This is a genomic window from Nonomuraea sp. NPDC059007 (assembly GCF_042740555.1).
Lineage (GTDB): Bacteria > Actinomycetota > Actinomycetes > Streptosporangiales > Streptosporangiaceae > Nonomuraea.
The window spans coordinates 48,847-74,392 of the sequence record NZ_JBHYJD010000011.1 but is presented as its reverse complement, the minus strand read 5'-3'; the positions used below and the strand labels follow the sequence as shown (position 1 = coordinate 74,392).

General features: G+C 71.8%; 21 protein-coding genes. 15 read left to right on the top strand and 6 right to left on the bottom strand.

What is annotated here, in order from left to right:
• Positions 1-44: 44 nt before the first annotated feature.
• Together ACFWY5_RS20090 and ACFWY5_RS20085 are read left to right on the top strand one after the other, a co-directional pair.
• Entirely contained in the window at positions 45-1,187 is a 1,143-nt protein-coding gene (locus ACFWY5_RS20090; protein WP_379633529.1) for a sensor histidine kinase, read from the top strand.
• Positions 1,184-1,813, top strand: coding sequence for a response regulator (locus ACFWY5_RS20085; RefSeq protein WP_379633527.1), 630 nt, complete (start codon positions 1,184-1,186; stop codon positions 1,811-1,813). Before ACFWY5_RS20090 ends, ACFWY5_RS20085 begins: the two co-directional genes overlap by 4 nt.
• A gap of 7 nt (positions 1,814-1,820) precedes the next feature.
• On the opposite strand, the gene ACFWY5_RS20080 is transcribed toward ACFWY5_RS20085, so the two are convergent.
• Genes ACFWY5_RS20080 through ACFWY5_RS20065 form a run of 4 tightly spaced genes read right to left on the bottom strand, consistent with a single transcriptional unit; the run spans position 1,821 to position 7,373 of the window.
• Positions 1,821-3,512, bottom strand: a complete 1,692-nt coding sequence (locus tag ACFWY5_RS20080; RefSeq protein ID WP_379633525.1) for a glycosyltransferase — start codon at positions 3,510-3,512, stop codon at positions 1,821-1,823.
• Positions 3,509-5,422 carry a glycosyltransferase gene (locus ACFWY5_RS20075; protein ID WP_379609078.1) on the bottom strand — a complete coding sequence of 638 codons (1,914 nt, stop codon included), beginning with the start codon at positions 5,420-5,422 and terminating at the stop codon, positions 3,509-3,511. The genes ACFWY5_RS20080 and ACFWY5_RS20075 overlap by 4 nt, the downstream gene beginning before the upstream one ends.
• 32 nt (positions 5,423-5,454) lie before the next feature.
• The gene (locus ACFWY5_RS20070; RefSeq protein ID WP_379633523.1) at positions 5,455-6,954 is read right to left on the bottom strand and encodes a glycosyltransferase; all 1,500 of its coding nucleotides are present in this window, start codon (positions 6,952-6,954) and stop codon (positions 5,455-5,457) included.
• Positions 6,951-7,373: a hypothetical protein gene (locus ACFWY5_RS20065; RefSeq protein WP_379609080.1), complete on the bottom strand. Its 423-nt coding sequence runs from the start codon at positions 7,371-7,373 to the stop codon at positions 6,951-6,953. The genes ACFWY5_RS20070 and ACFWY5_RS20065 overlap by 4 nt, the downstream gene beginning before the upstream one ends.
• Positions 7,374-7,601: 228 nt before the next feature.
• Between ACFWY5_RS20065 and ACFWY5_RS20060 the strand changes: the two genes are divergently transcribed.
• The gene (locus ACFWY5_RS20060) at positions 7,602-8,747 is read left to right on the top strand and encodes a glycosyltransferase family 2 protein (RefSeq protein ID WP_379633521.1); all 1,146 of its coding nucleotides are present in this window, start codon (positions 7,602-7,604) and stop codon (positions 8,745-8,747) included.
• Positions 8,744-10,372, top strand: a complete 1,629-nt coding sequence (locus ACFWY5_RS20055; RefSeq protein WP_379633519.1) for a glycosyltransferase — start codon at positions 8,744-8,746, stop codon at positions 10,370-10,372. The genes ACFWY5_RS20060 and ACFWY5_RS20055 overlap by 4 nt, the downstream gene beginning before the upstream one ends.
• A 238-nt stretch (positions 10,373-10,610) precedes the next feature.
• On the opposite strand, the gene ACFWY5_RS20050 is transcribed toward ACFWY5_RS20055, so the two are convergent.
• Entirely contained in the window at positions 10,611-12,116 is a 1,506-nt protein-coding gene (locus tag ACFWY5_RS20050; protein WP_379633517.1) for a glycosyltransferase, read from the bottom strand.
• Positions 12,117-12,262: 146 nt separating this feature from the next.
• On the opposite strand from ACFWY5_RS20050, the gene thrC reads away from it, so the two are divergent.
• The 5 genes from thrC (at position 12,263) to ACFWY5_RS20025 (ending at position 19,055) form a co-directional block, all read left to right on the top strand.
• Positions 12,263-13,321 carry a threonine synthase gene (thrC, locus tag ACFWY5_RS20045; protein ID WP_379633515.1) on the top strand — a complete coding sequence of 353 codons (1,059 nt, stop codon included), beginning with the start codon at positions 12,263-12,265 and terminating at the stop codon, positions 13,319-13,321.
• 27 nt (positions 13,322-13,348) lie between these two features.
• Positions 13,349-14,269: a homoserine kinase gene (thrB, locus tag ACFWY5_RS20040; protein ID WP_379633513.1), complete on the top strand. Its 921-nt coding sequence runs from the start codon at positions 13,349-13,351 to the stop codon at positions 14,267-14,269.
• Between the two features lie 457 nt (positions 14,270-14,726).
• Positions 14,727-16,808 carry a transcription termination factor Rho gene (gene rho, locus ACFWY5_RS20035; RefSeq protein ID WP_379609088.1) on the top strand — a complete coding sequence of 694 codons (2,082 nt, stop codon included), beginning with the start codon at positions 14,727-14,729 and terminating at the stop codon, positions 16,806-16,808.
• 350 nt (positions 16,809-17,158) lie between these two features.
• Positions 17,159-18,409, top strand: a complete 1,251-nt coding sequence (locus ACFWY5_RS20030; protein WP_379609090.1) for a sensor histidine kinase — start codon at positions 17,159-17,161, stop codon at positions 18,407-18,409.
• 10 nt (positions 18,410-18,419) lie between these two features.
• Entirely contained in the window at positions 18,420-19,055 is a 636-nt protein-coding gene (locus ACFWY5_RS20025) for a response regulator (RefSeq protein ID WP_379609091.1), read from the top strand.
• Between the two features lie 42 nt (positions 19,056-19,097).
• Here ACFWY5_RS20025 and ACFWY5_RS20020 read toward each other — a convergent pair whose 3' ends face one another.
• Positions 19,098-20,180 carry a hypothetical protein gene (locus ACFWY5_RS20020; RefSeq protein WP_379609092.1) on the bottom strand — a complete coding sequence of 361 codons (1,083 nt, stop codon included), beginning with the start codon at positions 20,178-20,180 and terminating at the stop codon, positions 19,098-19,100.
• A 241-nt stretch (positions 20,181-20,421) separates the two neighbouring features.
• Between ACFWY5_RS20020 and rpmE the strand changes: the two genes are divergently transcribed.
• The 6 genes from rpmE to ACFWY5_RS19990 all read left to right on the top strand — a co-directional run bounded on the left by rpmE (position 20,422) and on the right by ACFWY5_RS19990 (position 25,540).
• Positions 20,422-20,640 (top strand): 50S ribosomal protein L31, encoded by a 219-nt coding sequence (rpmE, locus tag ACFWY5_RS20015; protein ID WP_184965973.1) that lies wholly within the window; start codon positions 20,422-20,424, stop codon positions 20,638-20,640.
• 90 nt (positions 20,641-20,730) lie between these two features.
• Positions 20,731-21,783, top strand: a complete 1,053-nt coding sequence (gene prfA / locus ACFWY5_RS20010; RefSeq protein WP_379609093.1) for a peptide chain release factor 1 — start codon at positions 20,731-20,733, stop codon at positions 21,781-21,783.
• Positions 21,780-22,634: a peptide chain release factor N(5)-glutamine methyltransferase gene (gene prmC / locus ACFWY5_RS20005; protein ID WP_379609094.1), complete on the top strand. Its 855-nt coding sequence runs from the start codon at positions 21,780-21,782 to the stop codon at positions 22,632-22,634. The genes prfA and prmC overlap by 4 nt, the downstream gene beginning before the upstream one ends.
• Before the next feature lie 49 nt (positions 22,635-22,683).
• Positions 22,684-23,331 carry an L-threonylcarbamoyladenylate synthase gene (locus ACFWY5_RS20000; protein ID WP_379609095.1) on the top strand — a complete coding sequence of 216 codons (648 nt, stop codon included), beginning with the start codon at positions 22,684-22,686 and terminating at the stop codon, positions 23,329-23,331.
• Between the two features lie 80 nt (positions 23,332-23,411).
• The gene (locus ACFWY5_RS19995) at positions 23,412-25,166 is read left to right on the top strand and encodes a hypothetical protein (protein ID WP_379633510.1); all 1,755 of its coding nucleotides are present in this window, start codon (positions 23,412-23,414) and stop codon (positions 25,164-25,166) included.
• Positions 25,166-25,540, top strand: a complete 375-nt coding sequence (locus ACFWY5_RS19990) for a hypothetical protein (RefSeq protein WP_379609097.1) — start codon at positions 25,166-25,168, stop codon at positions 25,538-25,540. Before ACFWY5_RS19995 ends, ACFWY5_RS19990 begins: the two co-directional genes overlap by 1 nt.
• Positions 25,541-25,546 lie beyond the last annotated feature (6 nt).

The window sequence follows — 25,546 nt, the reverse complement described above, 5'->3', positions numbered from 1 at the left end:
ATCGGCAGATTCGCCCACGCGCCCTCCTGGCTAAAGTGGCGGTCATGAAACGGGTGCTGGCCTGCGCGGTCGTGCTCTGGTGCGCCGTCTGGCCGATCTCGCTCAGGCCGCCGTTCCCGGAGCCGTTGATCTTGACCCCCGCCTTGCTCGCGGTGGCCGCGGCCAGCGCGGCCGTCGCGTGGTCGCCCAGGACGCGGCCGCTGCTGGCGCCGCTCACCGCGCTCGTGGGCGCCGTCGGCGCGGCGTGCACGCTGGTGTGGCTGAGCGACCCGGTCGGCGCGGCCGGTCCCGCCACCTACTTCCACACGTTGGCCGTGCTCACGCTCATCACGATGACCGTCCGCTGGTCGCCCCTGCCGCGCGGGCTTCCCGCCGTGGTGGTGGCGGCGGTGGCAGAGGCGCTGCTGGCGCTGCAGGTCGTGCCGGTGAAGTCGGTGGTGGAGTCGGTCGCGTTCGGGCTGTTCTGGTCCTTCGGTACGGCCGGCGCCGTAGGCCTGGGCGCGTACCTGCGCGTGCTGGACGCCCGCCGCGAGCGGGCGGTGCGCGAGGCCAGGCGCTCCCAGCGGATGCAGCTCGCCCGGGACCTGCACGACTTCGTGGCCCACGACGTCAGCGCCATGGTCCTGCAGGCGCAGGCGGCGCAGATCCTGCTGGAGAGCTCGCCGAGGGAGGCGGCCACGACGCTGCGCGCGATCGAGGAGGACGGCACGCGGGCGCTGGCCTCCATGGACCGTACCGTCCGGATGCTGCGTGAGCTGGAGGGCGAGCCGGTCTCCGCCGAGCCGCTGCCCGGCCTGGACGACCTGCCCGGCCTGGTACGCCGCTTCGCCGAGGCCGGATACCCGGAGACGGAGCTGGAGCTGGCGCCACCGGGGTCGGTCTCGCGCGAGGTGGCCACCACGGTCTACCGCATCGTCGCCGAGGCCCTCACCAACGTCCGCAAGCACGCGCCGGCGGGGTCGAGCGTGGCGATCCGGGTGACGGACGAGGCGGGCGCGACCGTGCTCACGGTCGCCGACCAGGCCGCCGCGCCCGCCCAGCCGCGCCTGCCCGGTTCCGCGCGGCCGGGGGTGGGGCTGGCCGGGCTGGCCGAGCGGGTCGAGGCGCTGGGCGGGACGTTCGGCGCGGGCCGGGCGGGAGACGGCGGGTGGCTGGTGAAGGTCGCCTTCCCGGGAGGACGGACATGACGATCCGGGTGCTGGTCGCCGACGACCAGCCGGCGGTGCGGCGGAGCTTCCGCACCATCATCGACGCCCAGCCCGACCTGGAGGTGGTGGGCGAGGCGCCGGACGGCGTCGCCGCGCTGGAACTGGCCGCTGAGCTGGCCCCCGACGTGGTGGTGGCCGACATCCGCATGCCGCGCATGGACGGCCTTGAGCTGACCCGGCGGCTGTCCGACACGGTCCGCGTGATCGTCGTGACCACCTACGACCTCGACGAGTACGTGCACACGGCGCTGCGCTCCGGCGCCTGCGGCTTCCTGCTCAAGCACGCGGGCGCGGGGCTGCTGGCCGAGGGGATCCGGGCGGCCGCGGCGGGCGACGCGCTGATCAGCCCGTCGGTGACCATACGGCTGCTGCGCCACCTGACGCCCGCGCAGGGCCGTACCGGGGTGGCGGGTGAGACGCTGAGCGACCGCGAACTGGAGATCGTCCGGCTGGTGGCGCAGGGCCGGTCGAACCCGGAGATCGGGTCCGAGCTCTTCATCTCCGCGGGCACGGCCAAGACGCACGTGGCCAACGTCCAGCGCAAGCTCGGTGTCCGCAACCGGGTCGGGATCGCCGCGTGGGCCTGGGAGAACGGCCACACCTAAGCGGCCGCTACTGGTCGGGAAAGGTCAGGTCGCGCACCCGGCGCACCGCGCGCTTCAGCACGGTGCGCTCCCTGGCCCTGGCCAGGCGGACGGCCTCCTGCCGCCACGCCTCGGCCTTCTCACGCCACCGGACGGCGTCGCGCTCCGCCTTGCCCGCCTCCCTGCGCAGTTGCGACATCTCCGCCTGCAGCGCGGCGGCCCTGCGGCGCAGCCGGGTGACCTCCTTCTCGTGCTGGAGCGCCTGCTGCTCCAGCTCGGTCAGGGGACGGCGGCGCGGCGGGTAGACCTTGGGGCGGCGGACGAACCCCCACGACTCGCCGTCCACCCACTCCACGCCGAACACCTCGTGGATCACGTCGTCCGGGTGCTCGTCCGGCCCGGTGAGCAGGGCGGCTCTGGCCAGGGCGGCGGTGCGTTCGAGGCGGGCGACGACGACGCCGTCGCTCTGCTCGGCCAGCGCGACGCAGAGCGCGCCCAGGTCGTGCTCGTCGAGGTGCTCGGTCAGGCGCTGCAGGGTGTCGTGGCCGGGCATCCAGCCGGGCGGGACCGTCAGGCGGTAGGGGGCGGCGGCGCCGGGGGGCGGGCTCTCCGGGGGCGTGAGCCGTACCCGGGGATCATGCTCGAACGTGGCGTGGATCAGGCGCAGGTCCAGGTCGGGGTCGTGCAGCGGGTGGCGGCGGCCGCTGCCCAGGTCCGGCCACGGCCCGGTGACGGTGACGCGCACGTCGGGCAGGGAGGCGGCGAGCAGGCCGTCCACGGTGGCGCGGACGTCCTCGTAGGGGTGCTCGCCGTCCACCACGCAGTCGATGTAGGGGACGAGCCACTGGCGGCCCTGGTTCACGCGCAGATAGCGGCGGTGCGGCACCCGGTCGGCCACGAACGGGTCGTTGTAGCGCTTGAGCGCCGCCCAGTCCCGCATGGCGGTGGGCAGCCCGAGATGCCAGGCCCGCGCGTCGGGGTCGGGCACGAACACGGCGCCCGCCTGCGCCAGCCGGTAGCCCAGTTCGGTGTCCTCGGCGAGCACCAGCGAGGTGTCGAGCCCGCCGATCCGGCGCAGGAGCGCGGCCGGGTAGGAGGCGGTGGCGCCGACGTGGACGCGGGCGGCGAGCGCGCTGGGCGCGGTGCGCAGGCCGTCGTGCTCCTCGATGATCTTCTCGGCCCAGTCGTGGCGGAGCGGCGACAGGTGGAACAGCTTGTCCTCGTTGCCCGCGTCGAGCGCCTCGCGTACCTCGGCGGGGGCGGGCAGGACGGCGTCGGCGGTGAAGTCGATCCAGCCGAGCACGACGAGGTAGGGCGCGAGATGGTGCCAGCGCGACTGCGCCTCGACATGCCCGCGGTGCGGCACCATGTCGGCGTCCAGGACGAGCACGATCTCACCGGATGCGGCGTCGATGCCGGTCTGCAGGGCCCAGGCGCGCCCCCACCCGCCCGGGGCGCTGGGCACGAGCCGGGTGGCGGCGGGGCGCAGGTCCGGCAGGCGCAGCGGCGGCGCGCTGCCGTCGTCCACGACGATCACGTCGAGCAGGTCCGCGGGGTAGCTCTGGGCGGCCAGCGCGGCGAGCGTGAGGTCGAGCGTCTCCTGCCGGTCGTGGGCGGGGATGACGACGGTGACGGTCAGCTCGGGCGTCCAGGCGCCCAGGGCGGGCGGGGTCAGGATCCCGTAGTCGTTGCGCCGGATACGCGCCGCGTCCCTGCTCATACCCGGGCGCTCCCTTCCAGTTCCATCAGCGCGCACGGCCGGAAGCCGCGCCACTGGTGGCGATTGCGTTGCAGGAAGGTGCCGATCGGCTCCTGCCAGGTGTGGTTGGCGGCCAGACCGCGGTGGAGGATGTAGCCGAGGCCGTGGGTGCGGTAGATCTGCCCGCCGGCCGCCTGCAGCGCCTCCTGGAACTGCGTGTCCACGGAACGGCGCAGCGGACGGAACCCACCGACGGCCTGGAAGGCGGAGCGCTCGACCAGGATCGTGCCGCCCGCCACGAAGCTGGTGATCTGCTCGGTGATCTGCTTGCGGTGCACGGTGACGTCGATCGAGGACAGGTAGACGAACTCGGGCACGGTGCCGACCACCTGCGCCCCCGAGTACGAGTGGGCCAGCAGCAGATCCGACAGGAAGTCCGGGCCGTACCAGTCGTCGTCGTCCATCTTCAGCAGGAACGAGCCGGAGGCCCTGGACGCCGCCTCGTTCAGCACCTCGCCGAAGATCTGGTCGGCGGCCGCCTCGTACACGGTGACCTGCCCGTCGAAGGCGGCGATGGCGGCGGCCACGTCCGGGTGGCCGGCGGGCACGCCGTGCAGGGCCAGGATCACCTCAAGCTGCGCGTCCCGCTGCCTGGCGATCTGGTCGAGCGCGAACCCGACCATGTCCGCCCGGCGCGTGGCCAGCAGCACGGAGGTCAGCGGCGGCACCGGCGCGGGCGCGCCGAGCTGTTCCCAGCGGGCGGCCACGCCGTGGGTACGCAGCGCCGTACGCCGGAGCCGGATGCTGTGCTCCTCCCGCCGGAGCTGGTCGGCGAGGTCGGGACCCGACTCGATCAGCCGCACCAGCGGCTCGCCCAGCGCCCCCGCCCAGCGCGGCACGGACGGCGACACCAGCGGCACCCCGGCCGCGGCCAGCCCGGCCAGCACGCGCACCGCGGTCAGCGGCCCGCTGTGGGCGTGCTGCCAGTCGACCTCGACGCCCCTGATCTGCCGGAGCCTGGCCACGTCGGAGTCGGTGACGCCGCCGGACTCGGCGAAGGCGATGATCGGCTTGCCGTCGAGGACGATGGACCAGCGGCCCTCGCGCTCGGTCAGCGCCGCCATGCCGCGCGAGGGAGTGGTCACGAAGCCCTGCGGGTTCACCATCCGCTCGTCGACCGGCGGGATCATCGACGGCTCCGCCAGCACCTCGGGATCGGCCAGCGGCAGCTCGGCGCCGCCCGGCCGGCCGAGGTGCTCCCAGCTCGCCGCGCGCAGCGTGGGCCGCTCGACCGGCGTCTCGTCGCCCTCCCAGGGGGCCTCCCACGGCGAGTCGGCCGAGCCCGGGTTCACGTCGGGGTCGTCGAGCGTGCGCAGGACCAGGTCGCTGCCGGGCGCGCCGACCCGTCCGGGCACCGGGCCGCCGACTTCCGCCGGGGTGGCGTTCGGGTCGCCCGGCCGCCAGGCAGCCGCGCCGACCCCGGCGATCGCCGCCGCGGGGGCCGCGATCACGTCGAGGCGGTGCCCGGCGAAGGCCCGCGCGGTCGCGGCCACGGTACGGCCGGCCGGCGTGGGCGCCGAGAACTTCGCGTCCACCACCCAGACCCGATCCTTGGGCTGGTACACCCGCAGATCACTGAGCGAGCGCCACCGGTTCGCCGGGGTGGGCGTCGGGACCGGCGCCGGATGCGAGGGCGGCGCGTCCAGCACGGCCACGACCACGCGCTGCGTGTCGGGAAGGAGCTTGTGCAGGGTGGCGACCCGGCGCAGGTCGGCGGGGGTACGGGCGAGCACCAGCACCTCGGGCGCCCGCTCCTTGCCGCTGGGCGGCTCCAGGATGTCGCGGTCGAGGTCGACGCCCTTGACGTCCTCGTCGATGCCGACGGCGAAGACCCACGCCTGCGGCATGTCCGCGATGAGAGAAGAGATCATGGCAACCTCCATGAGGCGACCCGCTGGCGTGGTCATCCGGTCTTCCTCAGGTGCTTGAGCAGGGCGGCGAGCGGGCCGGTCGCGGGTTCCGGCCGCTCGGGCGGCGGCTGCGAGAGGTCGTCCACCTCGGCCCGCAGCCGGGCCACCTCCGCCTCCAGTTCCTTGATCTCGGCGGCGCGCTTGGTCGCCAGCGCCCGCCACTTGGCCGGGTCACCGGCGGGCGGCTCGATGTCGTCGCCGGTGGCGAAGCCGAACTCGGCGCCGCTCACCCACAGCGCGCCGAACATCTCGTCGACCAGGTCGTCGGCCGGGCCCTCGTGGCGGGCGGCGCGGGCGAAGGCGGCGGTGCGCTCCAGCCGGGCGGCGACCACGCCGGCGCCGGACTCGGTGAGGGCGGCGCAGACCAGGCCCAGGGTTTCCTGTTCCGCCTGCCGTACGAGCTGGGCGATCGTGTCGGCGCCCGGCGCCCATCCGGCGGGGACGCGCAGCAGGAACGGGGCGGGCGCCACGGAGGCGGGCGCGTCGGCGGCGAACGCGACGCGCGGCTCGGAGGCGTAGAGGTTGCGCAGGAGGCGCAGGTCGAGGTGCGGGTCGTCGAGGGCGGCGTGCCGGTCCCCGGTCAGCACGTCCCAGGGGCCGGTGATGGTGACGGCGGTGTCGGCGAGCGTGCCGGCCAGCGCCGCGTCCACAGTGGCGCGGGTGCGCTCGTAGCCGTCGGCCTCGGTGACGACGCGCACGTACGGCACCCGCCACCGCCTGCGGGGATGGCCGCGCAGCCAGCGCAGATCGGGGATGAGGTCGCCCAGGAAGGACCAGTTGTGCCGGTGCACCTCCTTCGCCCGCAACATCACGGTGGAGGGCCCGACGTGCCAGCCCTTCGCCTCGGGGTCGGGAATGAAGACGGCGCCGGCCTGCGCCAGCCGGTAGCCGAGCTCGGTGTCCTCAGCCATGTTGAGCGTCACGTCCACGCCACCGGCCGCGCGCAGCAGCGCGGCGGAGACGGAGCTGGAGGCGCCGGTGTGCAGCAGGTAGGCGCTGGTGCCCGCGTCGCGGAGCATGCGCGTGGATTCGAGCGTCTTGGTGGTGTACTCGGTGCGGGTGCCCTCCTCGCCGAGCTCGTCCACGAACCGGGTGTCGCCGATCACGACCGCGTGGTCGAGCAGGTGGTGCCAGCGCATGTGCGCTTCCAGGTGCTCCTCGTCCAGGATCATGTCGGCGTCGAGCCAGTGGACCACGTCACCGCTCGCGGCGTCCGCGCCCGCCTGGCGGGCGGCGCCGCGGCCCCAGCCCCCGCTCACCCGCACCACCCGTACGCCCGGCGCCGACAGGGGCGGCGTGCTGCCGTCGTCGGCGACGACCACCTCGGTCAGCTCGGCCGGGTAGGTCTGCTTGGCCAGCGCGGTCAGCGTGCGGTCGAGCCCGTCCTGGTCGTTGTAGGCGGGGATGACGACGGAGACGCGTTTGGCCGGCCGCCAGCTCCCGATGGCCGGCGGCTCCAGGGCCCCGTAGTCGTTGTGCCTGATCCGCCTCATGCCGAGCCCAGCGCCCGCACCTCTTCGCGTAGCCGCTCCACCTCGCGGGCGTGGGTCATGGCGTTGACGCGGTCCTCGCCGAGGGAGACGAGGATGGCGCCGAGGTCCTCGGTACGGCGGGCCGCGCCGTCCTCCATCGCCGCCGACAGCTCCTCCAGCCGCTTCTCGATGCGCTTGAGCGCGGCGGCGGTGGCGGCGTGCGAACTCTCGTTCTTCTTCACGCGCTGGTCGATGCGCTGGGCCTTGCCGTCGAGGCGGCGCACGGTCAGCACCAGGAAGGCGAGGGCGGCCAGCGAGACCAGAAGCGCCGCGGCCACGGCGGCGGCGGCGAGCGTGAAGACGCCTGTGACCAGGAGCGCGGCAAGGGCGAGAACGCCAAGAATCGCGGCCGTCGCCGCTGTCCGGCGAGTCGAGAGCATCCGCATATCTATCCTTGTCACGACTTGAGAGGCACCAGGGGATATTGACACCCTAATAAACAGGTACGAGTTAACGTGCCATAAGTTCCTGAACGGAATCTGGGAGCCGCCACCGCGTGACCTGCGGCAGGTGCCGTAACGAATGGGGGACCTCCCTCCTACCGGGCGGTAAAAGCGGCGTAAGGTAGGCGCCGTCTTCGAACCCCGCCGTCGAGGAGCGCCACGTTCATGACCGTCACCCCCTGCGGCTTCCGGCGTACGCCGGAGAAGGGACTGGCCCGCCTGCGCTGGGCCGGACGCGGCTGGACGGCCGAAGGAGAAGGGCTGCCCGCGGCCCCGCCCGGCCGCCTCGACCTGCCCGCCCTGCGGCCGTTACGCGGGCTGGAGGTCGACTGGCCCGGTGGGCCCGTGCCGCTCGGGGAGATCGTGCGTCTTGCCGCCGCCGGCGTACCGCTGACCGCCGCCGAGGCGCCCGCCTGGGTGCCCGCGCGCCTGGCCGAGCTGCTCGCCGACCGTGAGTGGCTGGCCGGCGAGCCCGCCGGCGGCCTGCGCTGCGTGGCCGACCTGCGCCGCGAGGAGCACAGCGTACGGCTGCGCCGCGTGGCCGCCCAGCTGGCCGCGACGCCGGGGGAGTTCCCGGCGAGTTTCGCCGGTGAGGTCGCCTTCGCGGCGCGGCCCAAGGTCAGCGTGGTCATGTCCACCAAGCGGCCGCACCTGGTGGCCGAGGCCCTCGCGCAGATGGCGCGGCAGCGGCACGTCGAGGTCGAGGCGGTGATCGGGCTGCACGGCGTGCCGTACGAGGCGGTGCGCGCGGCCGTCGAGTCCGCCCCGCTGCCGGTGTCGTGCGTGGTGTCGCGGGCCGTGTTCGGCGAGGTGCTGAACCTGGCGGCGGCCCGCGCGAGCGGCGACTACCTGGTCAAGTGGGACGACGACGATTGGTACGGTCCCGAGCACCTGTCGGACCTGCTGCTGGCCATGCGGGCCACGGGCGCCGACATCGTGGGCGCCACCGGTGAGTTCTTCTACCTCGAACCGCTCAACACCACGATCCGGCGTACCACCTTCGCCAGCGGGGCGGCGTACCCGAGCGAGGTGTGGGCGGACCACGTCGCGGGGGGCACGATTCTCCTCGCTGCGGCGAAATTTCGGTCTTTAGGGGGATTTCCTGCCTTGCCTCGGGCGGTGGACAAGGCCTTCCTCAAGGCCGCCCAGGCCCAGGGCGCGCGCATCTACCGGACCCACGGGCTCGGGTACGTGCTGCGCCGTACCCTCAGCGACGAGCACACCTGGCAACTGCCCCTGTCGCACTTCCTCAAGGTGGCCGCCAACCAGTGGCGCGGCTTCCGGCCGAGCAGGCTCATGGAAGCGGCATGAGGGTACGGGGCAACGACTACCGGGTGCTCGCGCCGCCCGAGCGATGGACGCCCTCGCTCAAGGTCAGCGTGGTCATCCCCGCGTACGGCGGGCAGCACGAACTCGACCTCGTCCTGCGGGCGCTGGCCAGGCAGACCTACCCGGCCGGGCTCACCGAGGTCATCGTCGTCGACAACGGCAGCGACCCGCCGCTGCGCCTGCCGCCGGAACGCCCCGGGAACACCACGCTCGCGCTCTGCCCGCGACCGGGCCGCGCCGCCGCCCGCAACACCGGGCTGGCCCTGGCCACCGGCGACGTCATCCACTGGCTCGACTCCGACGTGCTGCTCACCCCCGGCGCGATCGAGGCGCACATGCGCTGGCACCACCGTGCCCCCTACCTGGCGGTCACCGGCTACATCAGGTTCACCGAGGCCAAGGTCCCCGCCGAACTGCCCGACGACCTCGAGAAGGCCTTCGAACCCGCCCGCCCGCACGCCTGGATCGTCGACCTCGTCGAGCGCACCCGCGGGCTCACCGACAACCCGCAGCGCCCCTTCAGCCTGCACGTCGGCGGCGCCACCTCGGTCAACGCCCGCCTCGTCGCCGCCGCCGGACCCATGGACGAGGACCTGGTACTCGGCCAGGACACCGAGATGGGCTACCGGCTCGCGCAGGCCGGTGCCGTGTTCGTGCCCGAACCGCTGGCCCGCGCGTACCACCTGGGCCCCACCATGCGCATGCGCGACAAAGCGCCCATCGACCGGGTCAGCCACGCCTTCGTCGCCGACCGCATCCCCACCTACCGCTGGCTGCGCGCCCACCCGGGCCGCGCGTGGAAGGTCCCCTACGTCGCCGTCGTCGTGGACGGCACCGCCGGGTACGAGACCGTCCGCACCACCGTGGACGCGGTGCTCGCCGGGACCGTCCCCGACGTCCGCGTGGTGCTCGTCGGCCCCTGGGACACCCTCGACCGCGACCGCCGCGCCCCCCTGCGCGACCCCGCCCTCGACCTGGTGCTGGTCCACGGCCACTACCTGCACGAGCCGCGGGTACGGCTGGCCGTCACCGACGCCCCGGACCCCGCGGTGCCCTGGATCCTGCGCCTGCCCGCCGGATGGGCGCCCGCCGAGGACGGCCTGGCCCGCATGCTCGACCTGGCCGCGGGCGAGGGCCTGGGCCTGGTCAACATCCTGCTCAGCGAGTCGCCCTCCGGCCTGGTCGGCGCCCGCCTGGAGCGGGCCTCCGCCTTCGCCAGGGCCGCCATCGTGGCCGGGCCGGGCGAGGACCTCGACGACGCCGTGGACGACGTGTCCGGGGTGACCTGGGTGGAAGGCGAGAGCTACGGCTTCACCGAGGCCCCCGCCGAACCCCTCGGCCGCCGCAGCGCGCTCCGCACCCGGGTGGAGGCCCAGTCGGAGGCCGCCCGGCTGGGCAAGGAGGTCGAACGCCTGCGCGCCCAGACCGCCAAGTGGCGGGAGGAGGCGGGCACGTGGCGTAAGAGCGCGGTGGAGCTCCGGCGCGAGGTGGGCGGACTACGCCGCCAGCTCGCGGCCGCCAACCGCAACCAGCGCAGCCTCCGCGCCCTCCTCGCCGCCGCCCTGAAACGCGCCTGGACCAGAAAACCGGACGACCCCTCACCCTGACCACCCCACCCACCACGGTCGCGCCCCCGCACCGCGCACGGGGCGCGGCCGACAAGCGCATCCGCCCTTCCCGGGCTGTGCCCTTTGGGCAGTCGCCGCACACGCCCTCACCTGGCAAGGCCCGGCGTCGCGCCCACCCGGGTGACACCACCTGCCAGGTCGCGTCCCTGGACATCCCACCGCGCACCCACCCAGGGCAAAAGGCGCTTTGCGCTCAAGGGGGAAGCCTGGGGGTCGGTCAGTTGGGGCGGAGGGCGGACTTGAGGCGGTTCAGGAGGGTCTTCTCCTCCGCCGGTACTGCCGGTACCGCCGGTGGTGCGGGGATCTGGACGGGTTCGGGTGCCTTCGCGCCGGTAGTGGGCGGGGCTTCTGGCAAGGGTGGTGGGGGCCAGTAGCGGGCCGGGGCGGCGTGCCGTACACCATGGGTCTGGTCGATCACGGCGTCCAGGTCGTCCGAGACGCCCGCCAGCAACACGGCCCGCGCCAGCGCCGACGTGCGCTCAAGCCGCGCGCTGCGCCCGGCGCCCACGTCGACCACGAGCACCCCGTCGAGGTCCTTCTGCACCGTCTCCACCATCCGCTCCAACGTCGCCCGGTGCAGCGGCACGTCCACCGGCCCCCGGTAGCGGAACGGGATGGGCGCGGGCGTCGGCGCGGCCTCGTCGATGAGGCGGATGCGGTCGTCGTAGGCGAACAGGTCGCGCATCATGCGCAGTTCGAAGCTCGGGTCGCCCAGGACCGATCGCCGCTCGTCGCGCAGCGTCGACCACGGCGCCACCAGCGTCACGACGACGTCCTGCAGCTTGCCGTCGAGGGCGGCCGCCACGGCCTGCCGTACGACGGCCGCGGGGGTGTCTCCCACCTCGAACACGATCTCCACGTACGGCACCAGCCACCGCCGCCCCCGATCCTTGCGCAGGTCGCGGCGGAGCGGGATCCGGTGCGAGAAGGCCGGTTCGACGGCCTGCACGACCCGGTCCTTGTCCACCCGCTGCGCCGGAAGCCCGAGATGTACGGCCTTGGCCGCCTCGTCCGGGATGAACACCACGCCGTGCATCGCCAGCCGGTAGGCGAACTCGGTGTCGCCGCCGCGGTGCACGTTCGGGTCGAGACCGCCCACGGCGTGGAAGATCTCCCTGGGAAGGGCGAGCGTCGGCCCTGTGCACACGTGGTAGGGATTGCGGCTCTTGCGCAGCCCGTCGGTCTTGGCGATCGTCGCCTCGGTGGAACTGGCCACGGCGGCGTCCAGGTCGAACAGCTCTTCCAGGTGTCCCGCCCGGTAGATCTGCTCGGCCTTGAGCGGCGGCGGCTCGACGAAGCGCTTCATGCCGATCGTGACCAGGTAGTCGGTCACGTGGTGCCAGCGGGCCAGCGCCTCGATGTGCTCGCGGCAGGGCACCATGTCGGCGTCGAGCCGCTGGATGATCTCGCCGTCGGCGGCCAGCGCGCCGGTGTTGACCGCGTTGGAGATGCCCCATCCATCCGTGACCCGCACGATCCGGGTGTTGAACGGCCGGATCTCCGGCAGTTCGATCGCCGGACGGCTGCCGTCGTCGACGACCAGGACCTCCATGAGGTGGTCCGGGTAGGTCTGCGCGGCCAGCGCCGCCAGCGCGAACTCCAGGTACGGCCCGCCATGGGCCGGAATCACGACGCTCACCGACAGCGACGGCGACCAGGCGCCCAGCTCCGGCGGTGTGAGCGGTGAAAAGTCGTTCTGCCGCACAGCAGGACGCGCGTTCATAGTCGATGACCCCCTGGCGGGAAACCTTAGCCGGGGTTGCTGAATATTTCCTGAAAAGGCGTGGTGTCCACGCTGTGGACTCGGCTCCTCGTCCCGAGCCGGAAGCCCGTACACTCGGTGCCCAACACCGCAGGTAGGGAGTCATCATGGCTAGGTCGTGGCGTGGCCTCATCGAGGAGTACCGAGAGCGTCTTCCGGTCACCACGACGACGCCCGTCGTCACGCTGCTGGAGGGCGGCACGCCGCTGGTGCCCGCCCACCGGGTCTCCGCGCTGACCGGCTGCGACGTCTACCTCAAGGTCGAGGGCGCCAACCCGACGGGCAGCTTCAAGGACCGCGGCATGACGATGGCCATCAGCAAGGCCGTCGAAGAGGGCGCGAAGGCCGTCATCTGCGCCTCCACCGGCAACACCTCCGCCTCCGCCGCCGCCTACGCCGTGCGCGCCGGGCTCACCTGCGCGGTGCTCGTGCCGCGCGGCAAGATCGCGATGGGCAAGCTGGCCCAGGCGCTCGTTCACGGGGCGACGCTGCTGCAGGTCGAGGGCTCCTTCGACGACTGCCTGGAGATGACGCGCAAGCTGTCGTCGGAGTACCCCATCGCGCTGGTCAACTCCGTCAACCCCTTCCGGCTCCAGGGCCAGAAGACCGCCGCCTTCGAGATCGTCGACACGCTGGGCGACGCGCCCGACATCCACTGCATCCCGGTGGGCAACGCGGGCAACATCTCGGCGTACTGGATGGGCTACCAGGAGTACGCGCAGGACGGCGTCTCCACGCGGCGTCCGCGCATGTTCGGTTTCCAGGCCAGCGGCGCGGCCCCGATCGTCAACGGCGCGCCGGTGGCCCGTCCCCACACGATCGCCACGGCCATCCGCATCGGCAATCCGGCCTCCTGGCAGCTCGCCGAGGCGGCCAGGGACGAGTCCGGCGGCGTCATCCAGTCGGTGACCGACCGGCAGATCGCGGCCGCGTACAAGCTGCTGGCGCAGGAAGAGGGCGTCTTCGTCGAGCTGGCCTCGGCGGCGAGCGTGGCGGGACTCCTGCAGGCCCACGCCAACGGCCTGGTCGACTCTGGCCAGCGCATCGTCTGCACGGTCACCGGCAACGGACTGAAGGACCCCGACTGGGCCATCTCCGGCGCTCCGGCCCCGGTGACGATCCCGATCGACGTCCACGCCGCGGCGGGCGCGCTCAACCTCGCCTGACCCCTGCGATCTGAGGGAAACAACACATTGATCACTGTTCGCGTGCCCGCGACCTCCGCGAACCTCGGTCCCGGCTTCGACACGCTCGGCCTCGCGCTCGGCATGTACGACGAGGTCGAGGCCGAACTCACGGGAGACCGCGTCCAGGTCACCGTGGAAGGCCAGGGGGAGGGCGAGCTCGACCTCGGCGAGGGCCATCTGGTCGTCAAGGCGATGCGCAAGGCGTTCGACCGGATGGGCATGGCGCAGCCCGCCGGCATCCGGCTGCTCTGCCGTAACCGCATCCCGCACGCGCGCGGGCTGGGATCGTCGTCCGCGGCCATCTGCGCGGGCATTCTCGCCGCGCGCGCTCTCGGCTCTCAGCGAACATCGCCGGACGGCGCGCGCACGTTGTCGGACGACGAGGTGTTCGCCCTGGCCACGGAGATGGAAGGCCACCCGGACAACGTCGCCCCATGTTTGGCCGGAAATCTCACGATTTCATGGACCGACCATGGGGGATCACCGCATATGGTGAAAGTCACCCCCGATGCGAGAATCCGTCCGGTCGTGCTCGTCCCATTGGCACGGGTGTCCACGGAGACCGCTCGAGGGCTGCTCCCGAAGGACGTGCCCCACAAGGACGCTTCCTTCAACGCCGGCCGGGCCGCGCTGCTGATCGCCGCGCTCACCCTGCGTCCGGAGAGCGACCTGCTGCTCGCCGCCACCGAAGATCGTCTCCACCAGAAATACCGCGCGCCTGCGATGAGCGACAGCGCGGATCTGGTAGAACGTCTGCGTGCGGTGGGCGTGCCCGCGGTCGTTTCGGGAGCGGGCCCCACGGTTCTTGCGTTTTCCACACCGGATACGCAGGATTTGATCGCGCCAGAAGTGGGTAATGACTGGCACATCCAGCTAATGGACGTCGACCCGGATGGTGCGAACGTTCAGTTCCCCGAGACACGCTGATGCCTCTTTAGACCTTCAGGGAATAGCCGTGTGCGCTGGTGATGTTAGGCTGATAGCCGCACCAGATGCCCCCTTGGTGGGTGCGTGCTTGTCAGCCACACATCGCTGCTTCATGCTGCACGTCGCGAGGCGTGGGCAGCGCGGCTGTCTCCCCGGAACCCGGCGTCTCCCATGGACCTACACCCGGTTGGTTCACCACGAGACGACGACTATGGGGATCTGCGCGTTCGAATCACCTCGACATCTGGCTGGCGACAGCAATCTGGGGGGTGTCCTCCATGCGCCACCGTCCTGTGGCGGCCTGGACGAACCCCTCCCCAATCGTGGCGGCCGACCTGCGCGGCGGCCGAAGATCGCAGCGTGCATCCCGACCCGGTCTGTCCCGCCGGATCGACAGCACCTCCGGGACGCCCGGTACAGCAAAGCCGGCGCCCGACCCCTGGGAAGGACCTTTTAGTTGAGCGACACCACCGAACTCCTCTCCGACGCATCGGGCGCGTCTGCGCAGCCCGCGTCCGGCGACACCCCCACTCGTGCCGCGGCCAAGCCGCGTGCGCGTCGCTCCGGCACCGGCCTGTCCGCCAAGGTGCTGCCCGAGCTGCAGAAGATCGCTGCCGAGCTCGGCATCAGCGGGACCGGACGCATGCGGAAGAGCCAGCTGATCGCGGCCATCCAGGAGAAGCAGGGTGGCGGTTCCGGTGACAGCGCCCCGGCGGCTCCGCCCGTCGCGGAGGCTCCGGCGGCCGTGGCCGAGGCGCCCGCCGCCGAGCGGCCCACCCGCGCGAGGAGGGAACGTTCCCGGGCCAAGAGCACCGAGGAGACCAGCGCACCCGTAGCGGAACCGGTGGTCACGGCCCCTGAGCCGGTGGCCGCCGCCGCCCCAGCCGAGCCGGTCGTGGCCGCGGCTCCCGCCGTGGTGGAGCAGCAGCAGCAGGCGGCCGAGGCCGTACAGAGCGACCCCCAGGGCGAGTCCCGTGGCGACCGCGGTGAGCGCGGCGACAGGGAGAGCCGCCGTGAGCGCCGCACCCGCGGCGAGCGCCGTGACCGCGGCGACCGTGTGGGCGACCGCGGTGAGCGCGGCGACCGCGGTGACCGCGGCGGTGACCGTGGCGAGCGCGGGAGCGACCGTGGCGAGCGCGCGGGGAACGACCGGGGCGAAGGCGGCCGTGCCGACCAGCGCGCGGTGGACGCGGGCAGCCGCGGTGACCAGCGCGGCAACGACCAGCGCGGCGGTGACACCCGCGGTGGCGACCAGCGTGGCGGCGACCCCCGCGGTGGCGACCCGCGCGGCGGGGCGGACGACGACGAGCGCGGGCGCGGACGGCGTGGCCGTTTCCGTGAGCGCAACCGTGGCCGTGGCCGCGACCGCTTCGACAGCAACGAGCCGGTCATCGGCGACGACGACGTGCTCATCCCGATCGCCGGCATCCTGGACATCCTCGACAACTACGCCTTCGTGCGGACGAGCGGCTACCTTCCGGGCTCCAACGACGTCTACGTGTCGCTGGCCCAGATCCGCCGCAACGGCCTGCGCAAGGGCGACGTCGTCACCGGCGCCGTCCGGCAGCCGCGCGACGGGGAGCGCCGCGAGAAGTTCAACGCCCTGGTCCGCCTCGACACCGTCAACGGCATGGACCCGGAGCAGGCGCGCAGCCGTCCGGACTTCAACAAGCTGACGCCGCTCTACCCGCAGGACCGCCTGCGCCTGGAGACCGAGCCGAACATCATGACGACCAGGATCATCGACCTGGTCTCGCCGATCGGCAAGGGCCAGCGCGGCCTGATCGTCTCGCCGCCGAAGGCCGGTAAGACGATGGTGCTTCAGGCGATCGCCAACTCGATCACGCGCAACAACCCCGAGTGCCACCTGATGGTCGTGCTCGTGGACGAGCGCCCCGAAGAAGTCACCGACATGCAGCGTTCGGTCAAGGGTGAGGTCATCCACTCCACCTTCGACCGCCCCGCCGAGGACCACACCACCGTCGCCGAGCTCGCCATCGAGCGCGCCAAGCGCCTGGTGGAGCTGGGCCACGACGTGGTCGTGCTGCTGGACTCGATCACCCGCCTGGGCCGCGCCTACAACCTGGCCGCCCCCGCGTCGGGCCGGATCCTGTCCGGTGGTGTCGACTCCACCGCTCTCTACCCGCCCAAGCGCTTCTTCGGCGCCGCGCGCAACATCGAGAACGGCGGCTCGCTGACGATCCTCGCCACGGCCCTGGTCGAGACCGGGTCCAAGATGGACGAGGTCATCTTCGAGGAGTTCAAGGGCACCGGCAACATGGAGCTCAAGCTCAGCCGCTCCCTGGCCGACAAGCGCATCTTCCCCGCGGTGGACGTCGACGCGTCCAGCACCCGTAAGGAAGAGATCCTCATGGCCAAGGACGAGCTGCAGATCGTCTGGAAGCTGCGCCGGGTGCTCCACGCGCTCGACATGCAGCAGGCGCTGGAGCTGCTTCTGGAGAAGATGAAGGAGACGAAGTCCAACGCGGAGTTCCTCCTCCAGGTCCAGAAGACCACCGTGAGCAACGACCGCGACTAGACGGCAGTGCTTGAGGGCGGCGGGTCTTCCCGCCGCCCTTTGGCGTTCCGTCCGTCGTTGCGTGCTTTTGTGGTTACGGCAAGCCGCCAGGACCACCGCCCGCCGCCGTCGGCGCGCCACCGCAACCGTGCGCCCGCCACCGCACCCCCACCCCGCCGCCACAAGGCACGTAACCCAGCGGCACGGTCAAGCCGCCCCCGAACTTCCAGAACCCCTGAACCCCCCGAACCCCCCGGCTCTCCGGAAACCTCCGGCCGTCGGTGGGTTCGGCTCTGTACGGGGGTTAACCCCACCATGAAGCGGGCGCCACCGGCATTCACGGATCTCGTTGTCCCAGGCACGCTGTAACCGTGGATGTGCCGTTGCGTGAGCGGGTGCCGTTGGGGCCCAACGGGCCGGTCGGAGTCGTGGTCGATCCGCGTACCTGGCGGGCGGTGCCGTACCTGCTGGTGAGCTTGTGCTTTGGGTTGACCTGGTTTCTGGTCGTGGCGTTCGGGAGCACGATCTCGCTGGTCATGATGGTGGTCTGGGTCGGGTTCCCGTTGCTGCTGGTGACCGTGCTCGTCTGGCGTGGGGCGGCGATGCTGGAGCGGCGGCTGCTGTGGCTGGCGTTCGGGGTGCGGATCCGGGATCCCTATCGGCGGCGGCCCGAGCGGGGCGTCATGAACCATCTCAAGTGGCTCTTCCGGGATCCGGCCACCTGGCGGGATCTGGGGTATCTCATACTGCTCGCGCCGTTGAGCCTGTTGGAGTTCGTCGTCGTGATGGTGCTCGGGAGCATGTCCGTCGCGTTGATTCTCGCGCCGTTCAGGGAAGCGCTGATGATCGGCGAGGCCTTCGTGGTGAACACTCCTCTGGAGCGGGCGCTGGCTGTTCTGGTGGGGTTCGTGCTGGTGGCGGTGCTGGCGTACGCGGTGCGTGGGCTGAGTCTTTTGCACGGGACGCTCGCGGCGGCGCTGCTGGGCGGCGGCGAGGAGGAGCGGCTGCGGGCCAGCCGGGCCAGGGGCATCGACGCGGCCGAGGCCGAGCGGCGCAGGATCGAGCGGGACCTGCACGACGGGGCGCAACTGCTGCTGCTGTCGGTCGCCATGGACCTGGGACGGGCGCGCACCAAGCTGGACGACGACCCGGAGCAGGCCAAGGAGCTCATCGCGCAGGCCCACACGGGCACCAGGGCCGCGATCGCCGAGCTGCGCGACCTGGCGCGCGGCATCCATCCGGCGATCCTCACCGACCGGGGCCTGGACGCCGCCCTGTCGGCTCTGGCCGCGCGGGCGCCGATCGGGGTCGACGCGGTCGTGGACGTCGGCGAGCGGCCTCCTGCGGCCGTGGAGAGCATCGCCTACTACATCGTGGCCGAGTCGCTGGCCAACATGTCCAAGCACGCGGCGGCCACGGAGGCGTCGGTGCGGGTCGTACGCGCGGGCCAGATGGTCACCGTCGAGGTCTGGGACAACGGCATCGGCGGCGCGACCCTGCGCCACGGCGGCGGCCTGGCGGGGCTGGCCGACCGGGCGGCGACCATCGACGGGGTGCTCGTGGTGAACAGTCCGGTGGGCGGGCCCACGCTGGTTCGCGCGGAACTGCCTTGTGAGTGGTAGTCATGGGCGCATGCGAGTGGTGATCGCCGAGGACTCGGTGCTGCTGCGTGAGGGCCTGGCCCGCCTGCTGGCCGACGGCGGCATCGAGACGGCGGCGGCGGTGGGCGACGGCCCCTCGCTGATCAGCGCGGTCGAACGCCACCGGCCCGACCTGGCGATCGTCGACGTGCGCATGCCGCCGAGCAACACCGACGAGGGCCTGCGCGCCGCCCTCGACGTGCGGGCGCGGCGGCCGGACTTCCCGATCCTCGTGCTGTCGCAGTACGTGGAGGAGCGCTACGCGGCCGAGCTCATCGGCCCCGGCGTGGGCTACCTGCTGAAGGAGCGGATCTCCGACGTGGCCGAGTTCCTGGCGGTGGTGCGGCAGGTGGCGGAGGGCGGCACGGTCATCGACCCCGAGGTGGTGCTGCAGCTCCTGGGCAGGCAGCGCAGGGGTACGGCGATGGACATGCTGTCCCCGCGCGAGCGCGAGGTCCTGGCGCTCATGGCCGAGGGACGCTCCAACACCGCCATAGCGGGCCGTCTGTCGGTCAAGGAAGGGGCCGTGGAGAAGCACATTTCCGGCATCTTCGCCAAGCTCTCGCTCGGCCAGGCGCCCGACGACCACCGCCGGGTGCTGGCGGTGCTGGCCTACCTCGGGCGCTGAAACGGCCCGCGCCGACGAGGGCGCGGGCCGGTCGGACGCGGGCTACTTGATGTTCACGAACTTCTGCGGGGACCAGGCGCTCCTGGTCTTGCTGGTGCCCGAGACCTTCACCTTGACGTAGCCGTCCTTCTTGATCTTGACCTTGGTGCTGTACTTGCCGGCCGAGTCCGTCTTCACGAACGCGATGCGCTTGTACGTCTTGGCGCCCTTGGCCTTGTAGTAGACGGCCAGCATCTTGACCTTGTAGGCCTTGCCGGCGCGGGTGGCCTTGCCGTACACCTTGACCTTCGTGCCCTTTTTCTGCACGGAGAGGGTGACCTTGGACTTGGCCTTCTTGGAGACGCCGCCCTCGGGCTCGTTGACGGTGAAGGCCACCTGGCCCTTGAACGTCTCGCTGCCCCGGGTCGCGCTCACCTCCAGGGTCCACGCGCCGGGCTCGGTGTCGTCGCTGAAGTACGTGCTGCCGGTGTAGACGCCGTAGCCGTCCTGGCTCAGGGTGCCGAGGTCGTAGTACTCGCTGGTGTCGTCGCTGACCAGGCGGGCGCTGACCGAGCCGGCGTCCTTGACCCTGGCGCGGACGTCGACCTGGACCTCGCGGCCCTTCTTGAGGTTGACGGGGTCGGGCGTCACCGAGGCGCTGATGCTCGCCTTCTTGCCCGTCACGTTGACGGTGAAGGAGTCGCTGCTGATCGATCCGCCGCGGCTGACCTTGAACGTCAGCGACCAGTCGCCGGCCGGGTCGTCGCTGGAGATGCTGAACGAACCCGTACCGGACGCCGAGGTGGGCAGCTTGCCGTCGCTCCCCTTGGACGGCTGGCTGTAGGAGACGTTCACCGAACGGGCGGCCTTGCCGGGCGGCGTGATCTCGGCGGTCACGCCGGCCGGGACCGTGGTGTTCGGGTCGGTGCCCAGCGGGTCCTTGACCGTGAAGTTGATGCCGGCCTGGACGGTTCCGTCGCTCGGCACGTAGGTGTTGCCGGCGGAGACGCCCGTGATGTCCCCTGCCGCGGTGCGGGCGGTCAGGGAGGTGGAGGCTCCGGCTGCCGTGGCTGTGATTCCAGCGCCTCCGAGGAGAACGGCGGCCCCCGTGGCGGTCGCGAGCAGCAACCGCACCTTTCTCATCATCTCTTTTGATGTCCTTTATGGGAGGAAAACTAATGATTGATGCGCGGGAGCCTAGTGCGACAGGAGTGAGTTGGGCATCAAGATCCGGGGAATGCCTGGTGGCCTGGGATGGTTGCAACGTCTGGCACACTGGTAGCTGAACCGAAGCGGTACCGGTTCCCGCCGCGCGCACCACATCCAGTGTGCGACCGCGCGCAGAGCAGCTGAGGCGACCCGGCGACCGCACCCCGAAAGGACTCACATGAAGAGCGACATCCACCCGGAGTACCACGTCACGCAGGTGACCTGCACGTGCGGTAACTCCTTCACGACCCGCAGCACCGCGAAGAACGGCGTCATCCACGCCGACGTGTGCTCGGCCTGCCACCCGTTCTACACGGGCAAGCAGAAGATCCTGGACACCGGTGGCCGGGTGGCGCGCTTCGAGCAGCGCTTCGGCAAGAAGGCCCAGAGCAAGTAGCTCCCCTGACGCCGGCCCGACGCACTCACTGGTGCGCCGGGTCGGCGTTCTTGGTGATACGGCCGGCACGGACGACATAAGGGACCCACGGTGAACCTGGACGAGTTGCTCAAGGAGTACGCGGAGCTGGAGACGCAGCTCGCCGATCCCGCCGTGCACGCTGACCAGTCCAAGGCCCGCACGCTCGGCAAGCGTTACCGCCACCTGACCCCGATCGTCGGCACCTACCGCGAGCTGGAGAGCGTGCGCGACGACCTCAGCGCCGCCAAGGAGCTCGCGAGCGAGGACGAGGCGTTCGCCACCGAGGCCGAGGAGCTCGCGGCCCGCATCCCGCAGTTGGAGGAGAAGCTCCGCCACCTGCTCATCCCGCGCGATCCCAATGATGACAAGGACATCATCATGGAGATCAAGGCCGGCGAGGGCGGGGAGGAGTCGGCGCTGTTCGCCGGTGACCTGCTGCGGATGTACCTGCGCTACGCCGAGCGACTGGGCTGGAAGACCGAGGTCATCGAGGCCCAGCACTCCGACCTCGGCGGCTACAAGGACGTCACCGTCGGCATCCGGGCCAAGGGCGACGAGGGCGTGTGGTCCAGGCTGAAGTACGAGGGCGGCGTCCACCGGGTCCAGCGGGTGCCCGCCACCGAGTCGCAGGGCCGGATCCACACCAGCGCCGCGGGCGTGCTCATCTATCCGGAGGCGGAGGAGGTCGACGTCCAGATCGACCCCAACGACCTGCGCATCGACGTCTACCGCTCCAGCGGACCAGGCGGCCAGAGCGTCAACACCACCGACTCCGCGGTACGCATCACCCACGTGCCCACCGGCGTGGTCGTCTCCTGCCAGAACGAGAAGAGCCAGCTGCAGAACAAGGAGTCGGCGCTGCGCATCCTGCGCGCCCGCCTGCTGGCCATCGCCCAGGAGGAGGCCGACGCCGCCGCGCAGGCCGAGCGCAAGTCGCAGGTCCGCACCGTCGACCGATCCGAGCGCATCCGCACCTACAACTACCCGGAGAACCGCATCTCCGACCACCGCGTCGGCTTCAAGGCGTATAACCTCGACCAGGTCCTCGACGGCGAGCTCACCGCCGTCACCCAGGCCCTGATCGACGCCGAAACGGCGGAGAAGCTCGCACAACACTCATGACATTTCTGCTGGACGAGATCGCACACGCAACGGCCCGGCTGGCCGAGGCCGGTGTGCCGTCGCCGCGCACCGACGCGGAGGAGATCGCGGCGTTCGTCCACGGCGTGCGCAGAAGCGAGCTGCACACGGTCAAGGACGGCGACTTCGACGCCCTGTTCTGGGAGGGCATCGCCAGGCGCGAGGCGCGCGAGCCCCTTCAGCACATCACCGGCCACGCCTACTTCCGCTACCTGGAGCTTGAGGTCGGTCCCGGCGTCTTCGTCCCGCGGCCGGAGACCGAGGTCATGGCCGGATGGGCCATCGAGACCCTGCGCGCCATGGACGTCACCCAGCCGCTCGTCGTCGACCTCGGCACCGGCTCCGGCGCGATCGCCCTGTCCATCGCCCAGGAGGTCTCGCTGGCCGAGGTCCACGCGGTCGAGGTCGACCCCGGCGCGTACACGTGGGCCAAGCGCAACATCGCCGAGCACGGCCAGGGGCGCGTCCACCTGCACCCCGACGACCTCGCGGAGGCGCTGCCGGAGCTCAACGGCACCGTCGACATGGTGATCTCCAACCCGCCCTACATCCCGCCCGGCGCGATCCCGCGCGACCCCGAGGTGCGCGACTACGACCCCTCGCGGGCGCTGTACGGCACCGGCGACGACGGGCTCGACGAGGTCAGGGCGGTGGAGCGTACGGCGTTCCGCCTGCTGCGGCCGGGCGGCTGGGTCGCCGTGGAGCACGCCGACCAGCAGGGCCGGTCGGTCTACCTGACCTTCCCCGAGGACAATGGCTGGCGGGACGTACGGCTGCGCCAGGATCTCACCCGGCGAGACAGGTTCGTCACCGCCAGGCTGGCCCAGGACTAGGATGCGGGCGAGCACCGCCCATTCAGAACGCAGAGAGGCCGACAGCGCCGTGGGACGACGATTTGACTGCTCGGACGCCGACCAGAAGGCCGAAGGCCTGACCGAGGCCGCCAACGCCGTGCGCAGGGGCGAACTCGTGGTGCTGCCGACCGACACCGTCTACGGCATCGGCGCCGACGCCTTCACCCAGAGCGCCGTCACCGCGCTGCTGGAGGCCAAGGGCCGCGGCCGCGAGATGCCGCCGCCCGTGCTGGTCGGCACCGTACGCGCGGCCAACGCCCTGGTCGAGGACCTCGGCCCCTACGGCCAGGACCTCATCGACGCCTTCTGGCCCGGTCCGCTGACGATCGTGTGCAAGGCCAACCGGGCGCTGTCGTGGGACCTCGGCGACACGAAGGGCACGGTGGCGCTGCGCATGCCGTTGCACCCGATCGCCCTCGACCTGCTGAAGGAGACCGGCCCGATGGCCGTCTCCAGCGCCAACCGCTCGGGCTCGCCCGCCGCCACCACCGCGGACGAGGCGGAGGACCAGCTCGGCGAGTCCGTGGCCGTCTACCTGGACGCCGGACCGACGAGTGACAACACGCCCTCGACCATCCTCGACCTGACCACCGCGGTGCCGCGGTTGCTGCGGGGAGGGGCGATCCCGGTGGAGAAGTTGCGGGGGATTGTCGGATACGTCGCCACCGACGGCTGATCCCAGCGATACCCGCTGTTTATCACGCGAGTCACAGGGGGCACGGGCGGCCTACCGTGGTGCCCGGAGGTGGCTCGCCCATGGGCAAGTTCGACGGCATGGACCCGAAGCTGGTGCGTGACCTGCTGGCCGAGGTGAAGCGGGCGGCGGGGGAACTGCGCGCGATCGAGGGCCGGGTCGCCCAGGTGATGAGCGGGGCGGGGCTGGCCACCCGGGCCATGCATCGGCCGGGTCAGGTCGCCGAGGCCATCGACACGATGTCCAAGGACGTCAACACCCGGCTGACGGTGCTGGAGAAGCGTGAGGACGCGCCTCGGGGTGCGGACGCGGGCAAGGACCCGGTGCGTGTTCTGGGCGGGAACGACGAGCCCAAGGACGGCGCCAAGACGCCGGCCGGTCCCGAGGACGAGCCGAAGGAAGAGCGCGGGGACGACCGCTCGCGCTACGACAACCCCAGGGCGGACGATCCGAAGCCGGGCGACAAGCCGGACGTCAAGACCGACGACAAACCGGACGTCAAGACCGACGACAAGCCGGACGTCAAGACGGATGACAAGCCCGATGTGAAGCCGGACGACAAGCCCGACGTCAAGACCGAGGACAAGCCGGATCCGAAGGGTGACGACAAGCCGGATCGCAAGAGCGATGACGTCGCAGCCTCCGACGAGAACAAGAACGACAAGAAGGACGACCCGGTCAAGGGCGACGAGCTCAAGGACGACGAGCGTGACAGCAGGCGCGACCGGGGCGCCGAGCCTCCCCTCGACCCGACCAAGCCGCAGGTCGTCGAGGTGGACGGGGTGAAGGTCCTCCAGGTTCCGCTCGATCCGCCCACAGCCGAGGAGCTGGAGGAGCTGATCAGGAACATCGACGACATCCAGCCCCAGGACACCCCGTCGCTCGAAGGCGACACCACTCCGGGCCAGATCCAGCCCGGCGGGAAGACGGTCGACGCCGGTGGCCTCAGCACCTGGGCGAACGACGGCAGCGACGTGGTCTCCGCGGACGCCAGGCCGATCGACCCCGCCGCCCTGAGGGCGCTGATCGAGAACGTCAGGGACGTCCAGCCCATGGACATGCCCGGGGTGGAGGTGCCCAAGGGAGAGTGGGGCAACGGCCAGTGGGCGCCGCAGGACATCAAACCCGACGGCCCGCCGGGCTCCCTCGACCCCGGCAACCCAACCACCACGACCCCGAACCCCGACGGCAACCCAACCACCACCTCAGGCACCCCAGCCACACCACCAGCAACCTCCGGCAACCCGGCCACGCCCGCCCAACCGGTCGGCAACCCGCCCGCGACCTCCGACGCCTACGGCAACCCGGCCACGCCGTCCCAGCCTGTGGGCAACCAGCCCTCCGACACCTCCGGCAACCAGCCCTCGGACGCCTCCGGTGAGCAGGGCGACTGTGCGAAGACCGGCGGAAACGACACCGCACCGGGCACCAAGTCCGATCCCGGCACCCCGGAGACCTCCGGTGACCGTGGTCAGGCGGGTGACCGTACCGGAGCAGGGAACGGCGACCGTACCGGGACCGAGTACAGCACTCCCGCGAACGGCCGTACCGGAGCGGAGAGCAGCGGCCCGGCGGCGGGCAGCGCGGGACCCCAGCAGTGGGCCGACGACGGCAGTGATGTGGTGTCCGTGGACGCCGAGCCGCTCGACCCGGCGGCGCTCAAGACGCTCATGGACAACGTGCGCGACGTCCAGCCGATGGAGATGCCGAGTGTGGAGGTGCCCAAGGGGGAGTGGGGCACGGGGCAGTGGGTGCCTGAGGACATTCGGCCCGACGGCCCGCCGGGTGCGGTGGAGCCGGGCGAGAGGAGTCGCTGATGTACGTGGACCCGCCCGCCCCCCAGCCCCGCCAGCCCGGCGAGACCCCGCCCGCCACCGCCTCCGGCGCCCTGGACGGCCAGCCGAGGGCCTGGGAGTTCAATCCCGAGTACCAGCGCCTGGTGACCGCCTGGCAGGCCGTCATGCCGCTGCTGGAGTCGCTGACGAGCGCTCTGGACAAGGCCTACCAGCTCGCCAGGAGCCCGCAGACGTGGGACGCCCCGGTGGGGGCGCGCTACGTCGAGGATCTCGCGGAGTGGCGTACCCGGCTGGGCCTCTACCGGCAGGCGGTGCTGACCGCGATCAGCGACGAGGCCGCGGACACGCCGCGCTGGGTGCCGAGTTCTGCCGGGGCGCCGCATGCCTTCTCCTGACGGCGT